13 protein-coding genes and 3 tRNA genes are annotated in these 16,095 nt (G+C 57.9%); all 16 read right to left on the bottom strand.

Annotated elements, in window-relative coordinates; genetic code table 11:
- Positions 1–569: 569 nt before the first annotated feature.
- The 16 genes from PQT43_RS00505 to rlmE all read right to left on the bottom strand — a co-directional run bounded on the left by PQT43_RS00505 (position 570) and on the right by rlmE (position 16,042).
- Positions 570–645 (bottom strand) — tRNA-Thr (locus PQT43_RS00505).
- 117 nt (positions 646–762) lie between these two features.
- Complete coding sequence (gene pnp / locus PQT43_RS00500) at positions 763–2,868, bottom strand: polyribonucleotide nucleotidyltransferase (RefSeq protein ID WP_041115943.1); 2,106 nt, start codon at positions 2,866–2,868, stop codon at positions 763–765.
- A gap of 197 nt (positions 2,869–3,065) precedes the next feature.
- Complete coding sequence (gene rpsO, locus PQT43_RS00495; RefSeq protein ID WP_011059205.1) at positions 3,066–3,335, bottom strand: 30S ribosomal protein S15; 270 nt, start codon at positions 3,333–3,335, stop codon at positions 3,066–3,068.
- Between the two features lie 115 nt (positions 3,336–3,450).
- Positions 3,451–4,368 carry a tRNA pseudouridine(55) synthase TruB gene (gene truB / locus PQT43_RS00490; RefSeq protein WP_011059204.1) on the bottom strand — a complete coding sequence of 306 codons (918 nt, stop codon included), beginning with the start codon at positions 4,366–4,368 and terminating at the stop codon, positions 3,451–3,453.
- A 3-nt stretch (positions 4,369–4,371) separates the two neighbouring features.
- Complete coding sequence (gene rbfA, locus PQT43_RS00485; protein WP_016967778.1) at positions 4,372–4,773, bottom strand: 30S ribosome-binding factor RbfA; 402 nt, start codon at positions 4,771–4,773, stop codon at positions 4,372–4,374.
- Positions 4,774–4,932: 159 nt separating this feature from the next.
- The gene (gene infB / locus PQT43_RS00480) at positions 4,933–7,449 is read right to left on the bottom strand and encodes a translation initiation factor IF-2 (RefSeq protein WP_267269362.1); all 2,517 of its coding nucleotides are present in this window, start codon (positions 7,447–7,449) and stop codon (positions 4,933–4,935) included.
- A 27-nt stretch (positions 7,450–7,476) separates the two neighbouring features.
- Positions 7,477–8,958 (bottom strand): transcription termination factor NusA, encoded by a 1,482-nt coding sequence (nusA, locus tag PQT43_RS00475; RefSeq protein WP_011059201.1) that lies wholly within the window; start codon positions 8,956–8,958, stop codon positions 7,477–7,479.
- Positions 8,959–9,005: 47 nt separating this feature from the next.
- On the bottom strand, positions 9,006–9,464 hold the full coding sequence (gene rimP / locus PQT43_RS00470) for a ribosome maturation factor RimP (protein WP_041120545.1): 459 nt from the start codon (positions 9,462–9,464) through the stop codon (positions 9,006–9,008).
- 130 nt (positions 9,465–9,594) lie between these two features.
- Positions 9,595–9,671: transfer RNA gene (locus PQT43_RS00465), tRNA-Met, on the bottom strand.
- Positions 9,672–9,767: 96 nt separating this feature from the next.
- Positions 9,768–9,853 (bottom strand) — tRNA-Leu (locus PQT43_RS00460).
- A gap of 29 nt (positions 9,854–9,882) precedes the next feature.
- Positions 9,883–10,266 carry a preprotein translocase subunit SecG gene (secG, locus tag PQT43_RS00455; RefSeq protein WP_015634120.1) on the bottom strand — a complete coding sequence of 128 codons (384 nt, stop codon included), beginning with the start codon at positions 10,264–10,266 and terminating at the stop codon, positions 9,883–9,885.
- A gap of 4 nt (positions 10,267–10,270) precedes the next feature.
- Positions 10,271–11,026: a triose-phosphate isomerase gene (tpiA, locus tag PQT43_RS00450; RefSeq protein ID WP_102861086.1), complete on the bottom strand. Its 756-nt coding sequence runs from the start codon at positions 11,024–11,026 to the stop codon at positions 10,271–10,273.
- A 66-nt stretch (positions 11,027–11,092) separates the two neighbouring features.
- A complete protein-coding gene (glmM, locus tag PQT43_RS00445) occupies positions 11,093–12,430 on the bottom strand; it encodes a phosphoglucosamine mutase (protein WP_102861085.1) in 1,338 nt (445 codons plus the stop codon).
- Positions 12,431–12,446: 16 nt separating this feature from the next.
- Positions 12,447–13,298: a dihydropteroate synthase gene (gene folP, locus PQT43_RS00440; RefSeq protein WP_110653077.1), complete on the bottom strand. Its 852-nt coding sequence runs from the start codon at positions 13,296–13,298 to the stop codon at positions 12,447–12,449.
- Positions 13,299–13,306: 8 nt separating this feature from the next.
- Positions 13,307–15,211: an ATP-dependent zinc metalloprotease FtsH gene (ftsH, locus tag PQT43_RS00435; protein ID WP_102861083.1), complete on the bottom strand. Its 1,905-nt coding sequence runs from the start codon at positions 15,209–15,211 to the stop codon at positions 13,307–13,309.
- Between the two features lie 201 nt (positions 15,212–15,412).
- Positions 15,413–16,042 (bottom strand): 23S rRNA (uridine(2552)-2'-O)-methyltransferase RlmE, encoded by a 630-nt coding sequence (gene rlmE / locus PQT43_RS00430; RefSeq protein WP_047283886.1) that lies wholly within the window; start codon positions 16,040–16,042, stop codon positions 15,413–15,415.
- Between the last annotated feature and the right edge of the window lie 53 nt (positions 16,043–16,095).

The raw sequence follows: 16,095 nt of genomic DNA, 5'->3' as shown, positions 1-16,095 counted from the left end.
ATGCCTCCACGACCAGGAGGGAAACATTGCAGAGAGCACCAGAAGCTCATGAAGATCGGCTCGCATCATGGTTTGCGCTCGCCATGCGTTTCTCGACGCTCGACCCACTCGGCGACTCCACATAACCCCGCGCCTAACACTGCCAGAACGACGATCAACCATAGGGGAACCAAGCGGTGAGCCCCTAGCCAAAAACCAACGCCGGCATACACAACTGTGACCCAAAACTGCTTCATACCGACCACCAGCCTCATTTGAAGCTGAAGTTACCTCCACCTCAGGGCGTGTCATTGCGCTCTAGAAAAAATGCTCAGTTCCCCCGCTGGGATTTGAGGATGCCGTAACGATTTCATGAGAAGCCGCGAGATGCGCCTGGAGGATAACAACGTGGCCACAGGGAATGAAGATGAATCCCAGCGGCCTTTCAATGTTCGCCAACAGCCTGTCACTGGTGCGGCAGTCGCGCCATTAGTTGGCACGAATACATGTCGTTGGTAGCGCTAGGTTTCGAGGGGATGATTGTCGGGCAGCCTAGATGAGACCTACTGGCATGCCGATGTTGAAGTGACTGGTGCCGGAGACAGGAATCGAACCTGCGACCTTCGCGTTACGAGTGCGCTGCTCTACCGACTGAGCTACACCGGCGTGGGTTAAAACCTAGCACCGGCGCCCAAGGCCGGCAACCAGGAGCCTTTGCGCACATAGCAAAACGCCCCGAACCAGTCGGGGCGTTTGCTTGTTCAGCGTATGGCTAGGGGACGATTAAACGCCCGAAGCCTTGGCTGCTGCCACGTCTTTGATGGACAGCTTGATACGACCGCGGTTGTCCACGTCCAGTACCAGCACTTCCACTTCCTGACCTTCTTTCAGGATGTCGGTGACTTTCTCAACGCGAGCGTCGCTCAGCATGGAGATGTGCACCAGACCGTCCTTACCCGGCAGGATGTTGACGAAGGCGCCGAAGTCGACGATGCGCTCAACCTTGCCGACGTAGATCTTGCCGATCTCGGCTTCCGCGGTGATGCCCAGAACGCGCTGACGCGCGGCCTCTGCAGCTTCCTTGGTTTCGCCGAAGATCTTGATCGAACCGTCGTCTTCGATGTCGATCGAAGCCTTGGTTTCTTCGCAGATCGCACGGATGGTGGCGCCACCTTTACCGATGACGTCACGGATCTTGTCGGTGTCGATCTTCATCGCGATCATGGTCGGTGCGTTGGCCGACAGCTCGGTACGGGACTGACCGATGATCTGGTTCATCTGGCCGAGGATGTTCAGGCGAGCTTCCAGGGCCTGGCCCAGGGCGATCTCCATGATTTCTTCGGTGATGCCCTTGATCTTGATGTCCATCTGCAGCGCGGTGACGCCTTTGGCGGTACCGGCTACCTTGAAGTCCATGTCGCCCAGGTGGTCTTCGTCACCCAGGATGTCGGTCAGGACGGCGAACTTCTCGCCTTCTTTAACCAGGCCCATGGCGATACCGGCAACCGGCGCCTTCATCGGTACACCAGCGTCCATCAGCGCCAGGGAAGCACCGCACACGGAAGCCATGGAGCTGGAACCGTTGGATTCGGTGATTTCCGATACTACGCGGATGGTGTAAGGGAACACGTCAGCGGCTGGTAGCATGGCCTGGACCGAACGACGGGCCAGACGGCCGTGACCGATTTCACGACGACCAGCGCCGCCCATGCGACCACACTCGCCCACCGAGAACGGAGGGAAGTTGTAGTGCAGCATGAAGGGGTCTTTTTTCTCGCCTTCCAGGGTGTCCAGCAGCTGTGCGTCACGGGCAGTACCCAGGGTCGCAACCACCAGGGCCTGGGTTTCGCCACGGGTGAACAGGGCCGAACCGTGAGTCTTCGGCAGGACGCCGACTTCGATGTTCAGCGGACGTACAGTGCGGGTGTCGCGGCCGTCGATACGTGGCTTGCCGTTAACGATGTTTTCGCGAACGGTGCGGTATTCGATCTCGCCGAAAGCAGCTTTGACGTCGGCAGCCGAAGGCTGGCCTTCTTCACCGGAGAGCTTGGCGACCACCTGGTCTTTCAGCTCGCCCAGGCGAGCGTAACGGTCGGCCTTGACGGTGATGGTGTAAGCCTGGGAGATGGCTTCGCCGAACTCGGCACGGATAGCGCCCAGCAGTTCGGTGGCTTCTGGGGCAGCAGCCCAGTCCCAGGTAGGTTTGGCAGCTTCGGCAGCCAGCTCTTTGACAGCCTTGATCACCGACTGGAATTCGTCGTGGGCGAACAGTACAGCGCCCAGCATCTGGTCTTCGGTCAGCTCTTTGGCTTCCGATTCAACCATCAGTACGGCTTCTTCGGTACCGGCCACAACCATGTCCAGGCTCGAAGCAGCCAGTTGCTCGTAGGTTGGGTTCAGCAGGTAGCCGGTGCTTTCGTGGAAAGCCACGCGAGCGGCGCCGATCGGGCCGTCGAAAGGAATGCCGGAAATCGCCAGGGCAGCCGAGGTACCGATCATCGCAGCGATGTCCGGATCGGTCTTCTTGCTGGTGGAAACCACGGTGCAGACAACCTGCACTTCGTTCATGAAGCCTTCTGGGAACAGAGGGCGGATCGGACGGTCGATCAGACGCGAGGTCAGGGTTTCTTTCTCGGAAGGACGGCCTTCACGCTTGAAGAAACCGCCAGGGATCTTACCGGCAGCGTAAGTCTTTTCCTGGTAGTGAACAGACAGAGGGAAGAAGCCCTTGCCTGGATCGGCTTGCTTGGCGCCAACCACGGTCACCAATACGCTGACGTCGTCGTCAACGGTGACCAATACTGCGCCGGAAGCTTGACGGGCGATACGGCCAGTCTCGAGGGTTACGGTCGACTGACCGAACTGGAATTTTTTGATTACCGGGTTCACGGTGTCCTACCTTCTTTGTGGCTCTTGGGGAAACTTGATTCTTGCGAAATTCTTGGGCAATGCGGGGAATCGGCCCAGCCTTTATTGTCCAGGTAAAACGGTGCAGCAGATAAAACTTGAGGCTGGGAGCCTGCCATACGCCGGCGGAAAAACCGCTGACGCATGGCAAACAACCAACCTCATAGCGCAATCGCTGATTAGCGACGCAGACCCAGACGACCGATCAGGGTGCTGTAACGGCTCAGGTCTTTGCCTTTCAGGTAGTCCAGCAGCTTACGACGCTGGTTTACCATGCGGATCAGGCCACGACGGGAGTGGTGGTCTTTACCGTTGGCTTTGAAGTGACCTTGCAGTTTGTTGATGTTGGCGGTCAGCAGTGCAACTTGCACTTCTGGCGAACCAGTGTCACCAACAGCTTGCTGGTAGTCGGTTACGATCTGAGCTTTTTCTTCAACGCTGAGTGCCATGTGGGCAATCCTTATATCAGGAAACTGTTCAAGAACAGTTTCAACAGGCCAGGGACAAATCCCTGTATCTATAAATGAGTAGTGACCGTGCCTGTTAACAGCCACCCTCGTCCGGTCATTCTGACCGAATCAGTCGACGCGGCGCGATGCGCCCGTCTTCGCTCACTTCACCGATACCGATGAAGCGACCGTTGTGATCCTGTACCCGCACCATGCCGAACTTCGGTGCATCCGGGGCACGTACCGGCTGGCCATTGAGCCAGTAGAACGCGCTGTGCTCCGAGAACTGCAGCAGTGGCCAATCCAGCAGGCCGCTGTCCGATGGCATCAGGAAGCGATCTACCGCTTCATTGCCGCCTTCGGCGTGCACGGCTTCAAGCTCTTCCAGGGTGACCGTCTGGGCCAAGCTGAAAGGTCCGGCCTGGGTCCGTCGCAGTTCTGCAACGTAAGCACCGCAGCCGAGCTTTTCACCAATATCTTCCACCAGGGTGCGGATATAGGTGCCTTTGCTGCAGTCCACCGCCAGGCGCGCAGTGTCGCCTTCAAAGGCGAGTAATTCCAAGCGCGCAATAGTAACAGAACGCGGTTCGCGCTCCACCACTTCCCCTGCACGAGCCAGTTTGTAGAGTGGCTGGCCATCACGCTTGAGGGCCGAGTACATCGGCGGTATCTGTTTGATTTCGCCGCGAAATTCCGGCAATACCGCTTCGATATCGGCACGACCAACGGTCACTTCACGGGTCTGCAAAACTTCGCCTTCAGCGTCCGCAGTGGTGGTGGTCTTGCCCAACTGCGCCAGGGTTTCGTAACCCTTGTCGGAGTCGAGCAGGTATTGCGAGAACTTGGTGGCCTCGCCGAAGCACAGCGGCAGCACACCGGTGGCCAAGGGATCGAGGCTGCCGGTGTGACCAGCCTTCTCGGCATTGAGCAACCAGCGGACCTTCTGCAGGGCCGCGTTGGAGGTGAAGCCCAGCGGCTTGTCCAGAAGGATGATGCCGCTGACGTTACGACGGATACGCTTGACCTGAGCCACCGCTTACTCCTTGGCGTCTTCAGGGGCAGGCGCGTCGCCATGCTGGCTGTCTTCAGCCACGGCACGCTCGATCAGGGCCGACAGGTGCGCCCCGCGGGCGACGCTTTCGTCGTAATGGAAGTGCAGTTGCGGCACGCTGCGCAGCTTCATTTCCTTGGCCAGTTGCATGCGCAGGAAACCTGCCGCCGAGTTCAGCACCTTGATGCTCTGGGCGATCTCTTCGGCGTTTTCCTGGCCCATCACGGTGATGAAAATCTTCGCGTGACCGACATCGCGGCTGACTTCCACGGCGGTGATGGTCACCAGGCCGACGCGTGGATCCTTGACTTCGCGACGGATCAGTTGCGCCAGTTCGCGCTGCATCTGATCACCGATGCGTTGGGTACGGCTGTATTCTTTTGCCATGTCTTGTTACCTGTTACTGCCTCACGGTGAAACCCGTGTGGTCTGAAAGCGGCAAACGCCCGGCCTGGCAGGAGCCAGACCGGGCGTTGCGTTTAGAGGCCGCTGGCGGTGCCGTGCATGGACATGCTACGGGCCACCAGGGCTCTTGAAGTGCGCGAGTTAGAGGCTGCGAGCAACCTGGACCTTCTCGAAGACTTCGATCTTGTCACCGACTTTGACGTCGTTGTAGCTCTTCACGCCGATACCGCATTCCATGCCGGCACGTACTTCGGACGCGTCATCCTTAAAGCGGCGCAGGGATTCCAACTCGCCTTCGAAGATAACGATGTCTTCACGCAGTACACGGATTGGACGGTTACGGTGCACGACACCTTCGATGACCATGCAACCGGCAATCGCGCCAAACTTCGGCGAGCGGAACACGTCGCGAACTTCGGCAACACCCAGGATGTTCTCCCGAACGTCGCTGCCCAACATACCGGTCAGGGCTTTCTTGACGTCTTCGATGATGTCGTAGATCACGTTGTAGTAACGCATATCCAGACCTTCCTGCTCGACGATCTTCCGGGCACCGGCATCGGCACGCACGTTGAAGCCGAACAGTACAGCGTTGGAGGCCAGTGCCAGGTTGGCGTCGCTCTCGGTGATACCACCGACGCCGCCGCCCACTACGCGCACTTGCACTTCGTCGTTGCCCAGGCCGTTCAGAGCGCCTTGCAGAGCTTCCAACGAACCACGGACGTCGGATTTGAGGACGATGTTGAGCGTCTTCTTCTCTTCCTGGCCCATGCTTTCGAAGATGTTTTCCAGCTTGCCGGCGTGAGCACGAGCCAGTTTGACTTCGCGGAACTTGCCTTGACGGAACAGAGCCACTTCACGGGCTTTCTTCTCGTCGGCCACTACGCTCATCTCGTCGCCAGCGTCCGGGGTACCGTCCAGGCCGAGGATCTCGACCGGGATGGAAGGACCGGCTTCCTTGATTGGCTTGCCGTTCTCGTCGAGCATGGCGCGCACGCGGCCGTAGTTCGAACCGACCAGCACCATGTCGCCTTGACGCAGAGTACCGTCCTGAACCAGCACGGTGGCTACCGGGCCACGGCCCTTGTCGAGACGGGATTCCACCACGACACCACGGCCTGGGGCCGAAGGAGTCGCCTTGAGTTCCAGTACTTCGGCCTGCAGCAGAACGGCTTCGAGCAGGTCGTCGACACCGGTACCCATTTTCGCGGAGACCGGTACGAACGGCGTATCGCCACCCCAATCTTCCGACGTCACGCCGTGAACCGAGAGCTCACTGCGGATACGGTCCAGATCAGCGCCTGGCTTATCGATCTTGTTCACCGCAACCACCAGCGGCACGCCGGCAGCCTGTGCGTGCTGAACGGCTTCAATGGTCTGCGGCATCACGCCGTCGTCCGCTGCAACCACCAGGATCACGATGTCGGTAGCCTTGGCACCACGGGCACGCATGGCGGTAAACGCGGCGTGACCTGGGGTGTCGAGGAAGGTGACCATGCCGCGCTCGGTTTCTACGTGGTAGGCACCGATGTGCTGGGTAATACCACCGGCTTCGCCCGCGGCCACTTTGGCGCGACGGATGTAGTCCAGCAACGAGGTCTTACCGTGGTCAACGTGGCCCATTACGGTCACGACCGGCGCACGGGCAACCGCTTCACCTTCGAACTTCAGGGACTCGGCCAGGGAATCTTCCAGGGCAGTGTCGCTGACCAGGGTCACTTTGTGGCCCAGTTCTTCAGCAACCAGCTGGGCAGTTTCCTGATCCAGAACCTGGTTGATGGTGGCTGGAGTGCCCAGCTTGAACATGAACTTGATGACTTCGGCAGCCTTGACCGACATCTGCTGGGCCAGTTCGCCCACAGTGATGGTCTCGCCGATCTGCACGTCACGTACCACTGGCCCGGTTGGGCTCTGGAAACCGTGAGCGTTGCGCTTCTTCAGCTTGGCCTTGCCGCGACCACCACGACGGAAGCCATCGCTTTCTTCGTCGGTGGTACGTGGAGCAACGCGCGGCGCTGGCGCCTTTTCCTTGACCGAAGCACGATGAGGAGCGTTTTTGCGCTCGCCATCGCCGCTGCGACGGTTGTCGTCGTTGCGAGACTTGTCCGGACGGCGCTGCTCGTCTTTCTTGCGCTCGGCAACCGGCGCCGGAGCGGCCACTGGTGCTTCTTGCACAGCTTCGACCACAGGCGCAGGTGCAGGGGCTGCAGCAGCTTGCGCGGCAACAGGCTCGGCAACCGGAGCAGGCTGGCGACGCGTTTCTTCTTCGGCGCGACGCTTGGCTTCTTCTTCAGCCTTTTGACGAGCAGCATTTTCTACTGCGCGGCGTTCTTCCAGTTCGCGTTGACGCTCGGCTTCGATTTCTTCCGGGCTGCGCTGCACGAAGACTTTCTTCTTGCGCACTTCCACGCTGATGCTTTTGCTACCAGCAACACGCAGGGTGCTGGTGGTCTTGCGCTGCAAAGTGATCTTGCGTGGTTCTTCCACTTTCGCCTTGTGGCTGCTTTTCAGATGAGTCAGCAACGACTGCTTCTCACTGTCGCTCACATGTTCCTCGGCGGCGGTGTGCGGCAGACCTGCCTCACGCATCTGCTGCAGCAGGCGCTCTACCGGTGTTTTGACCTCATCGGCCAGTTGTTTCACCGTGACTTGCGTCATGCACTTCTCTCCTCAGGCCGCGCCTAATTACTCGAACCAGTGGGCTCGGGCGGCCATGATCAACTTGCCGGCACGATCATCGTCAATGCCGTCGATGTCGAGCAGGTCGTCAATAGACTGCTCGGCCAGGTCTTCGCGGGTAATTACGCCGCGCACCGCCAGTTCCATCGCCAAATCCTTGTCCATACCCTCAAGCGAGAGCAGGTCTTCGGCCGGATGGGCGTCTGCCAGCTTTTCCTCAGTAGCGATGGCTTTAGTCAACAAGCGATCCTTGGCCCGAGCGCGAAGCTCGTTGACGATGTCTTCGTCAAAGCCGTCGATGTTGAGCATTTCTTCCAACGGTACGTAGGCAATCTCTTCCAGGCTGGTGAAGCCTTCATCAACCAGAACCTGTGCCAGTTCTTCATCAACTTCCAGCTCGTCGATGAAGTTGCGCAGGATGTCGCCGGTTTCTGCTTGCTGCTTGGCCTGGATGTCCGATTCGGTCATCACGTTCAGGGTCCAGCCAGTCAATTGGCTGGCCAGACGCACGTTCTGACCACCGCGACCGATGGCCTGAGCCAGATTGTCTGCGCCAACGGCGATGTCCATGGCATGGGCATCTTCGTCAACGATAATTGCCGCGACCTCAGCCGGCGACATGGCATTGATCACGAACTGCGCCGGGTTCTCGTCCCACAGGACGATGTCCACGCGCTCGCCGCCCAACTCACCGGATACGGCCTGGACGCGCGAACCGCGCATACCAATGCACGCGCCCTGCGGGTCGATGCGTTTGTCTTTGGAGCGGACTGCGATCTTGGCGCGCGAACCCGGATCACGGGAGGCGGCCATGACTTCGATCAGGCCTTCGGCAATTTCCGGCACTTCGATACGGAACAGCTCGATCAGCATTTCCGGTGCGGTACGCGACAGGATCAGCTGCGGGCCGCGATTCTCGGTGCGGATTTCCTTGAGCAGCGCACGCAGGCGCACGCCAACCCGGAAAGTCTCACGGGAGATGATGTCTTCACGGGCCAGCAACGCTTCAGCGTTGTTACCCAGGTCAACGATCACGTTGTCACGTGTCACTTTTTTCACGGTGCCGGAGATGATTTCTCCCAGGCGCTCGCGATATGCATCAACCACCTGTGCGCGCTCGGCTTCGCGAACTTTCTGCACAATGACCTGCTTGGCTGTCTGGGCAGCGATGCGGCCGAACTCGATGGATTCGATTTTCTCTTCGATCACATCACCGACTTTGGCGTCGGGATGGGTTTCACGAGCCTTGCTCAACCAGGTCTCGACCGCTGGATCATCCAGATCGGCTTCTTCAACCACCGTCCAGCGACGGAAAGTTTCATAGGAACCGGTGTGGCGATTGATTTCCACACGCAGGTCCACTTCGTCTTCAAAACGCTTTTTGGTAGCAGTGGCCAGGGCCAGCTCCAGCGCTTCAAAAATCACGCTTGCCGGTACACCCTTTTCATTGGATACCGACTCAACAACCAGCAGTACTTCTTTGCTCATCGTACGCCTCGCCTTTCGCAAGCCATTGGATCCGCGGGATCCGCGTCTCAGTCAAAACTGGGAATAATGTTGGCCTTGTCGATCATATCGATCGGCAACAGAAACTCGTGATCATCCACCTGCACCACGACGTCCTGCTCCTCCACCCCGCGGAGAAGGCCCTGAAAATTACGCCGACCTTCGAAAGGCGAGCGCAGCTTGATCTTCACTTGCTCACCGACATACTTGGCGAACTGTTCAAGGGTGAACAGTGGGCGTTCCATGCCAGGAGAGGAAACCTCAAGGGTGTATTCAACGGAAATCGGATCTTCTACGTCGAGAACACCGCTGATCTGACGGCTGACGATGGCGCAATCGTCCACCAGCACGCCGCCTTCTTTATCGATATAAACGCGCAACAATGAGTGGCGACCCTGAGCCGAAAACTCAATACCCCAGCATTCATAGCCAAGGGCCACGACCACCGGGGCCAACAAGGCCTGCAACTGTTCTAGCTTGCTCGACACCTGAACCCCCTCGTGCATGCTTGTGCAAATAAAAAATGGGCGAAGCGCCCATCCCGGAAACGCCGTTGAATAGCGGCGTTATAAAGTGTCCAGCTAACAAAAAGCCCCTGAAAAGGGGCTCCGCTAAAACTGGTTGCGGGGGCCGGATTTGAACCGACGACCTTCGGGTTATGAGCCCGACGAGCTACCAGACTGCTCCACCCCGCGACAAAGCTGGGGCGGAAGTATACGACTGATCCCTTTTTGGGTCAATGTAACCTTCCACCTACAAGAAAGCCCGCAACCGCGGGCTCTCCTGACAATTGGTACCGAGAAGGGGACTCGAACCCCTACACCCTATGGGCACAACCACCTCAAGGTTGCGTGTCTACCAATTCCACCACCTCGGCATAGACTACGTTACTGCGTGAAACTCTTCTTACTTCTGCTCTGGAGCTGGAGGTACGTCAGTCGCACTATTGGCCGACTTTTGCTCTTGGAGCACCGGGACATCATCAGAAGCCGGTTTTTGCTTTGGTACTTCAAGTACTGCTGGATCTGGCAAACCTACTTGAGTCAGCTGATGAGCTTTCTCTTTAGCAAAGTAACCTAACCCCAAGCTGGTTATGAAGAAACCGGCGGCAAGTATAGCAGTAAACTTACTAAGAAAGGTAGAGGAACCTTGGCTTCCGAACACAGTATTTGAAGCACCTGCACCGAAAGACGCGCCAGCATCCGCACCTTTACCCTGCTGCAGCAAAACCAGAGCAACTACGCCCAGGGCACCCAGCAGATGAAAAACGACTACGACTGTTTCCAGCATTTTTTCAGTTTCCCGCGGCGCGACAGATCGCACCGAACTCATCTGCATTCAGGGAAGCTCCACCAATGAGCCCCCCATCGATATCCGGCATGCCGAACAGTTCGACCGCATTGGCCGCCTTCACGCTGCCGCCGTATAGAAGCCGCACTCCTCGTGCCACCTCAGAATTCTCTGCCGCCAACTGCGCGCGAATGGCTGCGTGCACATCCTGCGCCTGTTGCGGTGTTGCAGTCAGCCCGGTACCAATGGCCCAGACCGGCTCGTAAGCGATAACAGCACTGGCGAATGCGCCAACACCCAACTCTTCAATGATGCTGCCCAGCTGACGCCCGACAACTTCCAGAGTCTTCCCCGCTTCGCGCTGCTCGAGGGTCTCCCCCACACACAGAATCGGCTTCAGGCCACAAGCCTGTGCTGCCGCGAACTTGCGGTTAAGCGTCGCGTCCCGCTCGCCCATTATCATGCGGCGCTCAGAGTGCCCAACCAGCACCAAGGAACAACCTGCGTCCACCAATTGACTCGGGGCGATTTCGCCCGTCAACGCACCTTGCATGGACTCCACCGCAGAGTTCTGCGCGCCGACCTGAATCGACTTGCCTTTCAAGCCATCAATCACTTGATTGATATACAAGCAAGGCGGGAATACCGCGACATCAACACCGCTTGGCAAGGCCAGATGACGAAGGCCGTTGATCAGCTCAGCGACGCTGGCGCGGGTACCGTGCATCTTCCAGTTACCAGCTACCATAGGGCGACGCATGCTGTACCTCGTCGGTCAAAGTGGGCGCAGATGTTACCCAACCAAAACAACACTGGCAAGCCGAAATCAGGCAGAAACTTCAGCAACCAGTTTTGCCAGCTCATCAGCATAAGCGCGAACCTGTGCTTCATCGTCACCTTCGACCATGACACGCACCAGCGGCTCAGTACCGGACTTGCGCAGCAGAACCCGACCACGCCCCGCCATAGCGGTCGTAACGCGCTCGCAAGCCTCTTTCACAGCAGGATGCTCAACCGGGCTCTCGCCACCACCAAAACGGACATTGACCAGCACTTGAGGGCATTTGCGCAGCCCTTGGCGTGATTGCGCCAGACTTTCACCACGCGCCTTGAGCGCCATCAGCACCTGTAGCGCAGCGATGATCGCATCACCGGTGGTCGCGTGGCGGAAGCACACGATATGGCCGGAATTCTCTCCACCCACCAACCAGTTGCGCTCAAGCAGCTCAGCAATCACATAACGATCACCTACGTTGGCCCGGACAAAAGGAATACCCAGATCCGCCAGAGCCAGCTCCAGCCCCAGATTGCTCATAAGCGTCCCGACTACACCGCCTTGCAACTTGTCACGCTCATGCAGGTCCCGGGCGATGATGAACAGCAGCTCATCACCGTCAACAATTGCACCGGTCTGGTCGACCATCAGCACCCGGTCACCGTCGCCATCAAAGGCAATACCCAGATCCGCGTGCTCAGCCAGGACCGCCGCCTGCAGTTGCGACATATGAGTCGAACCGCAGTTCTCGTTGATGTTCAAGCCATTAGGCTGCGCAGATAGAACCGTGACTTGCGCACCCAACTCGCGGAATACACTCGGCGCGACCTTGTAGGTGGCGCCATGAGCGCAGTCCAGGACGATCTTCAAGCCTGCAAAACTGGTGCTTGATGGCACGCTGCTCTTGCAGAACTCGATATAGCGCCCCGATGCATCGTTGATCCGCGACACCTTGCCGAGCTTGCTCGACTCCACCACGGTCATGGGCGCATCCAGTAACTCCTCGATCATCAACTCCACCTCGTCAGGCAACTTGGTGCCCTCACCCGAGAAGAACTTGATGCCGTTGTCATCATGGGGATTGTGCGAAGCACTGATGACAATCCCGGCCTCCGCATGGAAGGTGCGCGTCAGATAGGCGATAGCCGGAGTTGGCATCGGCCCCAACAGCATGACATCTGCACCGGCAGCAGATAGCCCTGCCTCGAGAGCCGATTCGAACATGTAGCCAGAGATACGCGTGTCCTTACCTACCAGCACACGGCAAGCCCCCATGCTGCGGAAAGCCATGCCCGCCGCCCAGCCGAGCTTGAGCATGAAGTCTGGAGTAATAGGGTATTCGCCCACACGACCACGAATGCCGTCGGTGCCAAAATATTTCTTAGTCATAAGTACTCCATCGTTCTTATTCAGCGGATTCCACTGCCGCAATCATTCGCACCACATCCACCGTTTCGGCGACATCATGGACGCGGATAATCTTCGCGCCCTTGGTCACCGCCAGTGCCGCCAGTGCCAGGCTACCGTGCAATCGCTCGGCTACAGGCCGATTCAGGGACTGGCCAATCATGCTTTTGCGCGACACCCCGACCAGCAGGGGACGCCCAAGGGCATGCAAGGCCTCCATATGCTTGAACAGACTCAAGTTGTGCTGCAGGGTCTTGGCAAAACCAAAGCCCGGATCAAGAACAATCCGCCCAGCCTCGATCCCCACCGACGCACACGCCGCCATCCGCTCAACCAAAAACTCACTCACTTCCCGAGTGACATCCTGGTAATGCGGGTTGTCTTGCATATCGCCAGGCTCACCGAGCATATGCATCAGACATACAGGCAAACCAGTAGCGGCCGCCGCATCCAGGGCACCATCACGGCGCAGTGCGCGCACATCATTGATCAACCCCGCTCCCAGGCGAGCAGTTTCACGCATGACGGCCGGCGTCGAGGTATCAACGGAAATAACCACATCCAGCTCGCGATTAATTCGCTCCACGACCGGAGCCACACGCTCCAACTCTTCCAGGGGCGATACCGCACGAGCACCCGGCCGCGTCGACTCGCCACCGATATCGATCAGCGTAGCACCAGCAAGAACCATGGCCTCGGCATGCCGCAAGGCGACATCCAGTTGACTGAAGCGACCGCCATCGGAGAAGGAATCGGGGGTTACATTGAGAATGCCCATGACATGCGCACGGGCCAAATCAAGAACCCGGTTGCCGCAAGGCAACCGGGTGGAGGAAGGAACAGAAGTCATTTAAAACCTTAGTGGTCGGCAGCAGGGCCGCCGATGGGTGTTTCCGGACGTTCGTTTTGCACTACTGGAGGAGTAGTACCCGAACCGCCCTCCCAATCACGAGGTTCACGCGGAGTACGCCCGGCCATGATGTCGTCAATCTGATCAGCATCGATGGTTTCGTACTTCATCAAGGCATCTGCCATGGCGTCCAGTTTGTCGCGGTTATCAGTGAGGATCTGCTTGGCGGTGCCATAGCACTGATCAATGATGCTGCGCACTTCGGAGTCGATCAGTTTCGCTGTTTCAGCGGACAAACTTGCATGCTGACTGCCTGCACTGCGACCCAGGAACACTTCGCCCTCTTCTTCCGCATACATCAGCGGGCCGAGTTTTTCGGAGAGCCCCCACTTGGTGACCATGTTCCGAGCAATCTGGCTGGCGCGCATGATGTCGTTGGATGCACCGGTGGTCACACCGTCAAAACCCAGCGTCATCTCTTCTGCAATACGACCGCCATAGAGCGAGCAGATCTGGCTGATCAGGGCTCGCTTGGACAGGCTGTAGCGATCCTCTTCCGGCAAGAACATGGTGACGCCCAATGCCCGGCCGCGAGGAATGATCGAGACTTTGTAGACTGGGTCATGCTCAGGCACAACTCGACCAACAATGGCGTGGCCAGCTTCGTGATAAGCGGTGTTCTGCTTCTCTTTCTCGGACATGACCATGGATTTGCGCTCTGCGCCCATCATGATCTTGTCCTTGGCCAGTTCAAATTCCTTCATTTCGACAATGCGCTTACCGGTACGAGCCGCGAACAGCGAGGCCTCGTTCACCAGGTTTGCCAAGTCGGCACCGGAGAAGCCCGGCGTACCACGCGCAATCACCGCCGGAGCAACATCTTCGCCCATTGGCACTTTGCGCATGTGGACCTTGAGAATCTGCTCACGGCCGCGAATATCCGGCAGACCAACCACCACCTGGCGGTCGAAACGACCGGGCCGCAGCAGCGCTGGGTCAAGCACATCAGGACGGTTGGTGGCGGCGATAACAATGATGCCGTCGTTCATTTCAAAGCCGTCCATCTCAACCAGCAATTGGTTGAGGGTCTGCTCACGCTCATCATGACCGCCGCCCATGCCGGCACCACGGTGACGACCGACAGCGTCGATCTCATCGATGAAAATGATGCATGGAGCATGTTTCTTGGCCTGTTCGAACATGTCGCGAACACGGCTGGCACCAACACCAACGAACATCTCGACGAAATCGGAACCGGAGATAGTGAAGAACGGTACCTTGGCTTCGCCCGCAATGGCCTTGGCCAGCAAGGTCTTACCGGTGCCCGGTGGCCCCACCATCAGCACGCCGCGAGGAATACGGCCGCCCAGGCGCTGGAACTTGCCTGGATCACGCAGGAATTCAACCAGCTCGCCAACTTCCTCTTTGGCCTCGTCACAACCAGCAACGTCAGCCAGAGTGGTTTTCACCTGATCTTCAGAGAGCAGACGCGCCTTGCTCTTGCCAAAGCTCATCGGCCCGCCCTTGCCACCTGCCCCACCCTGCATTTGCCGCATGAAGAACATGAAGACGGCAATGATCACCAGGATCGGGAAACTGGCTACCAGCAGTTGGGTCCAGATACTTTGTTGCTCGGGCTGCTTGCCCTCGACCACGACATGGTTGTCCACCAAATCGCCGATCAGACCATTGTCCTGAATGGCAGGACGGATGGTTTTGAAGGTATCGCCATCGCTGCGCTTGCCGGTAATAACGTAGCCATCAACAGCTACGCGCTCGACCTTGCCATCCTTAACTTGCTGGATGAAGTCGGAGTAGTTGAGGGTTTGCGGCTCGTTAGGGCTGGAGAAGTTGTTCATCACCGTCACAAGGACGGCAGCGATGATCAACCAAAGGATCAGATTCTTTGCCATGTCGTTCAATTAACTACCCTCTGAAGCAAGCGCCGCTACTGGCGCGCGCTTCGCATGATATTCACCGGCCTAACTTACTACATTACCTACAGCTCTGGCAGGCGCTGTCTGTAACCCTATGTGAAACTTAGACTACACAATATGCGTTTAATCTGACGGGGCGAAATACGAAAATCCTATCACCCCAGTCAAAAACCTTACTTACTCGCTGCGACCACGAAAGCCCCGCCCCAGCAGATATTGCTCCCGAGAACGGTCACGGGAAGATGTCGGTTTGCGCATCTGCACTTTCTCGAACATCTGCCGAACGCTCTTGTGGTACTCATCAAAACCTTCACCTTGGAAAATCTTGATCAGAAAATCACCACCTGGCCGTAGTACCCTACCCGCAAGATCCAGCGCCAATTCGCACAGGAACATCGCCCGAGGCATGTCCACGGCTGCTAACCCACTCATATTGGGGGCCATATCGGAAATCACAAGGTCAACCTCTGAATTTCCGACAGCTTCGAGAATCTGCGCCAGCACCGCATCCTCGGTGAAGTCACCTTGAATGAAGGTCACATCGGGGATGCTGTCCATTTCCAGGATATCCGAGGCGATCAATCGCCCCTGACCACCAATCAGACGACTGGTCACCTGCGACCAGCCCCCCGGGGCAGCCCCCAGGTCGATAACACTCATGCCAGGACGGATAAGGCGGTCCTTTTCCTGGATCTCCAGCAGTTTGTAGCTGGCACGGGAACGGTACCCATCTTTTTGCGCCATTTTGACGAATGGGTCGTTGAAGTGCTCTTTCAGCCAGTTATGGCTAGTTTTGGAACGGGCCACGGGCCACCTCAAAATAAAACGGGTCGTGATTAACTGGGCGGTCCCGGACTCGC

Source organism: Pseudomonas sp. BLCC-B112 (assembly GCF_028550695.1).
Lineage (GTDB): Bacteria > Pseudomonadota > Gammaproteobacteria > Pseudomonadales > Pseudomonadaceae > Aquipseudomonas > Aquipseudomonas danubii.
Note: the sequence above shows the minus strand (reverse complement) of the source record. Positions and strands in the feature narration are given on the sequence as shown.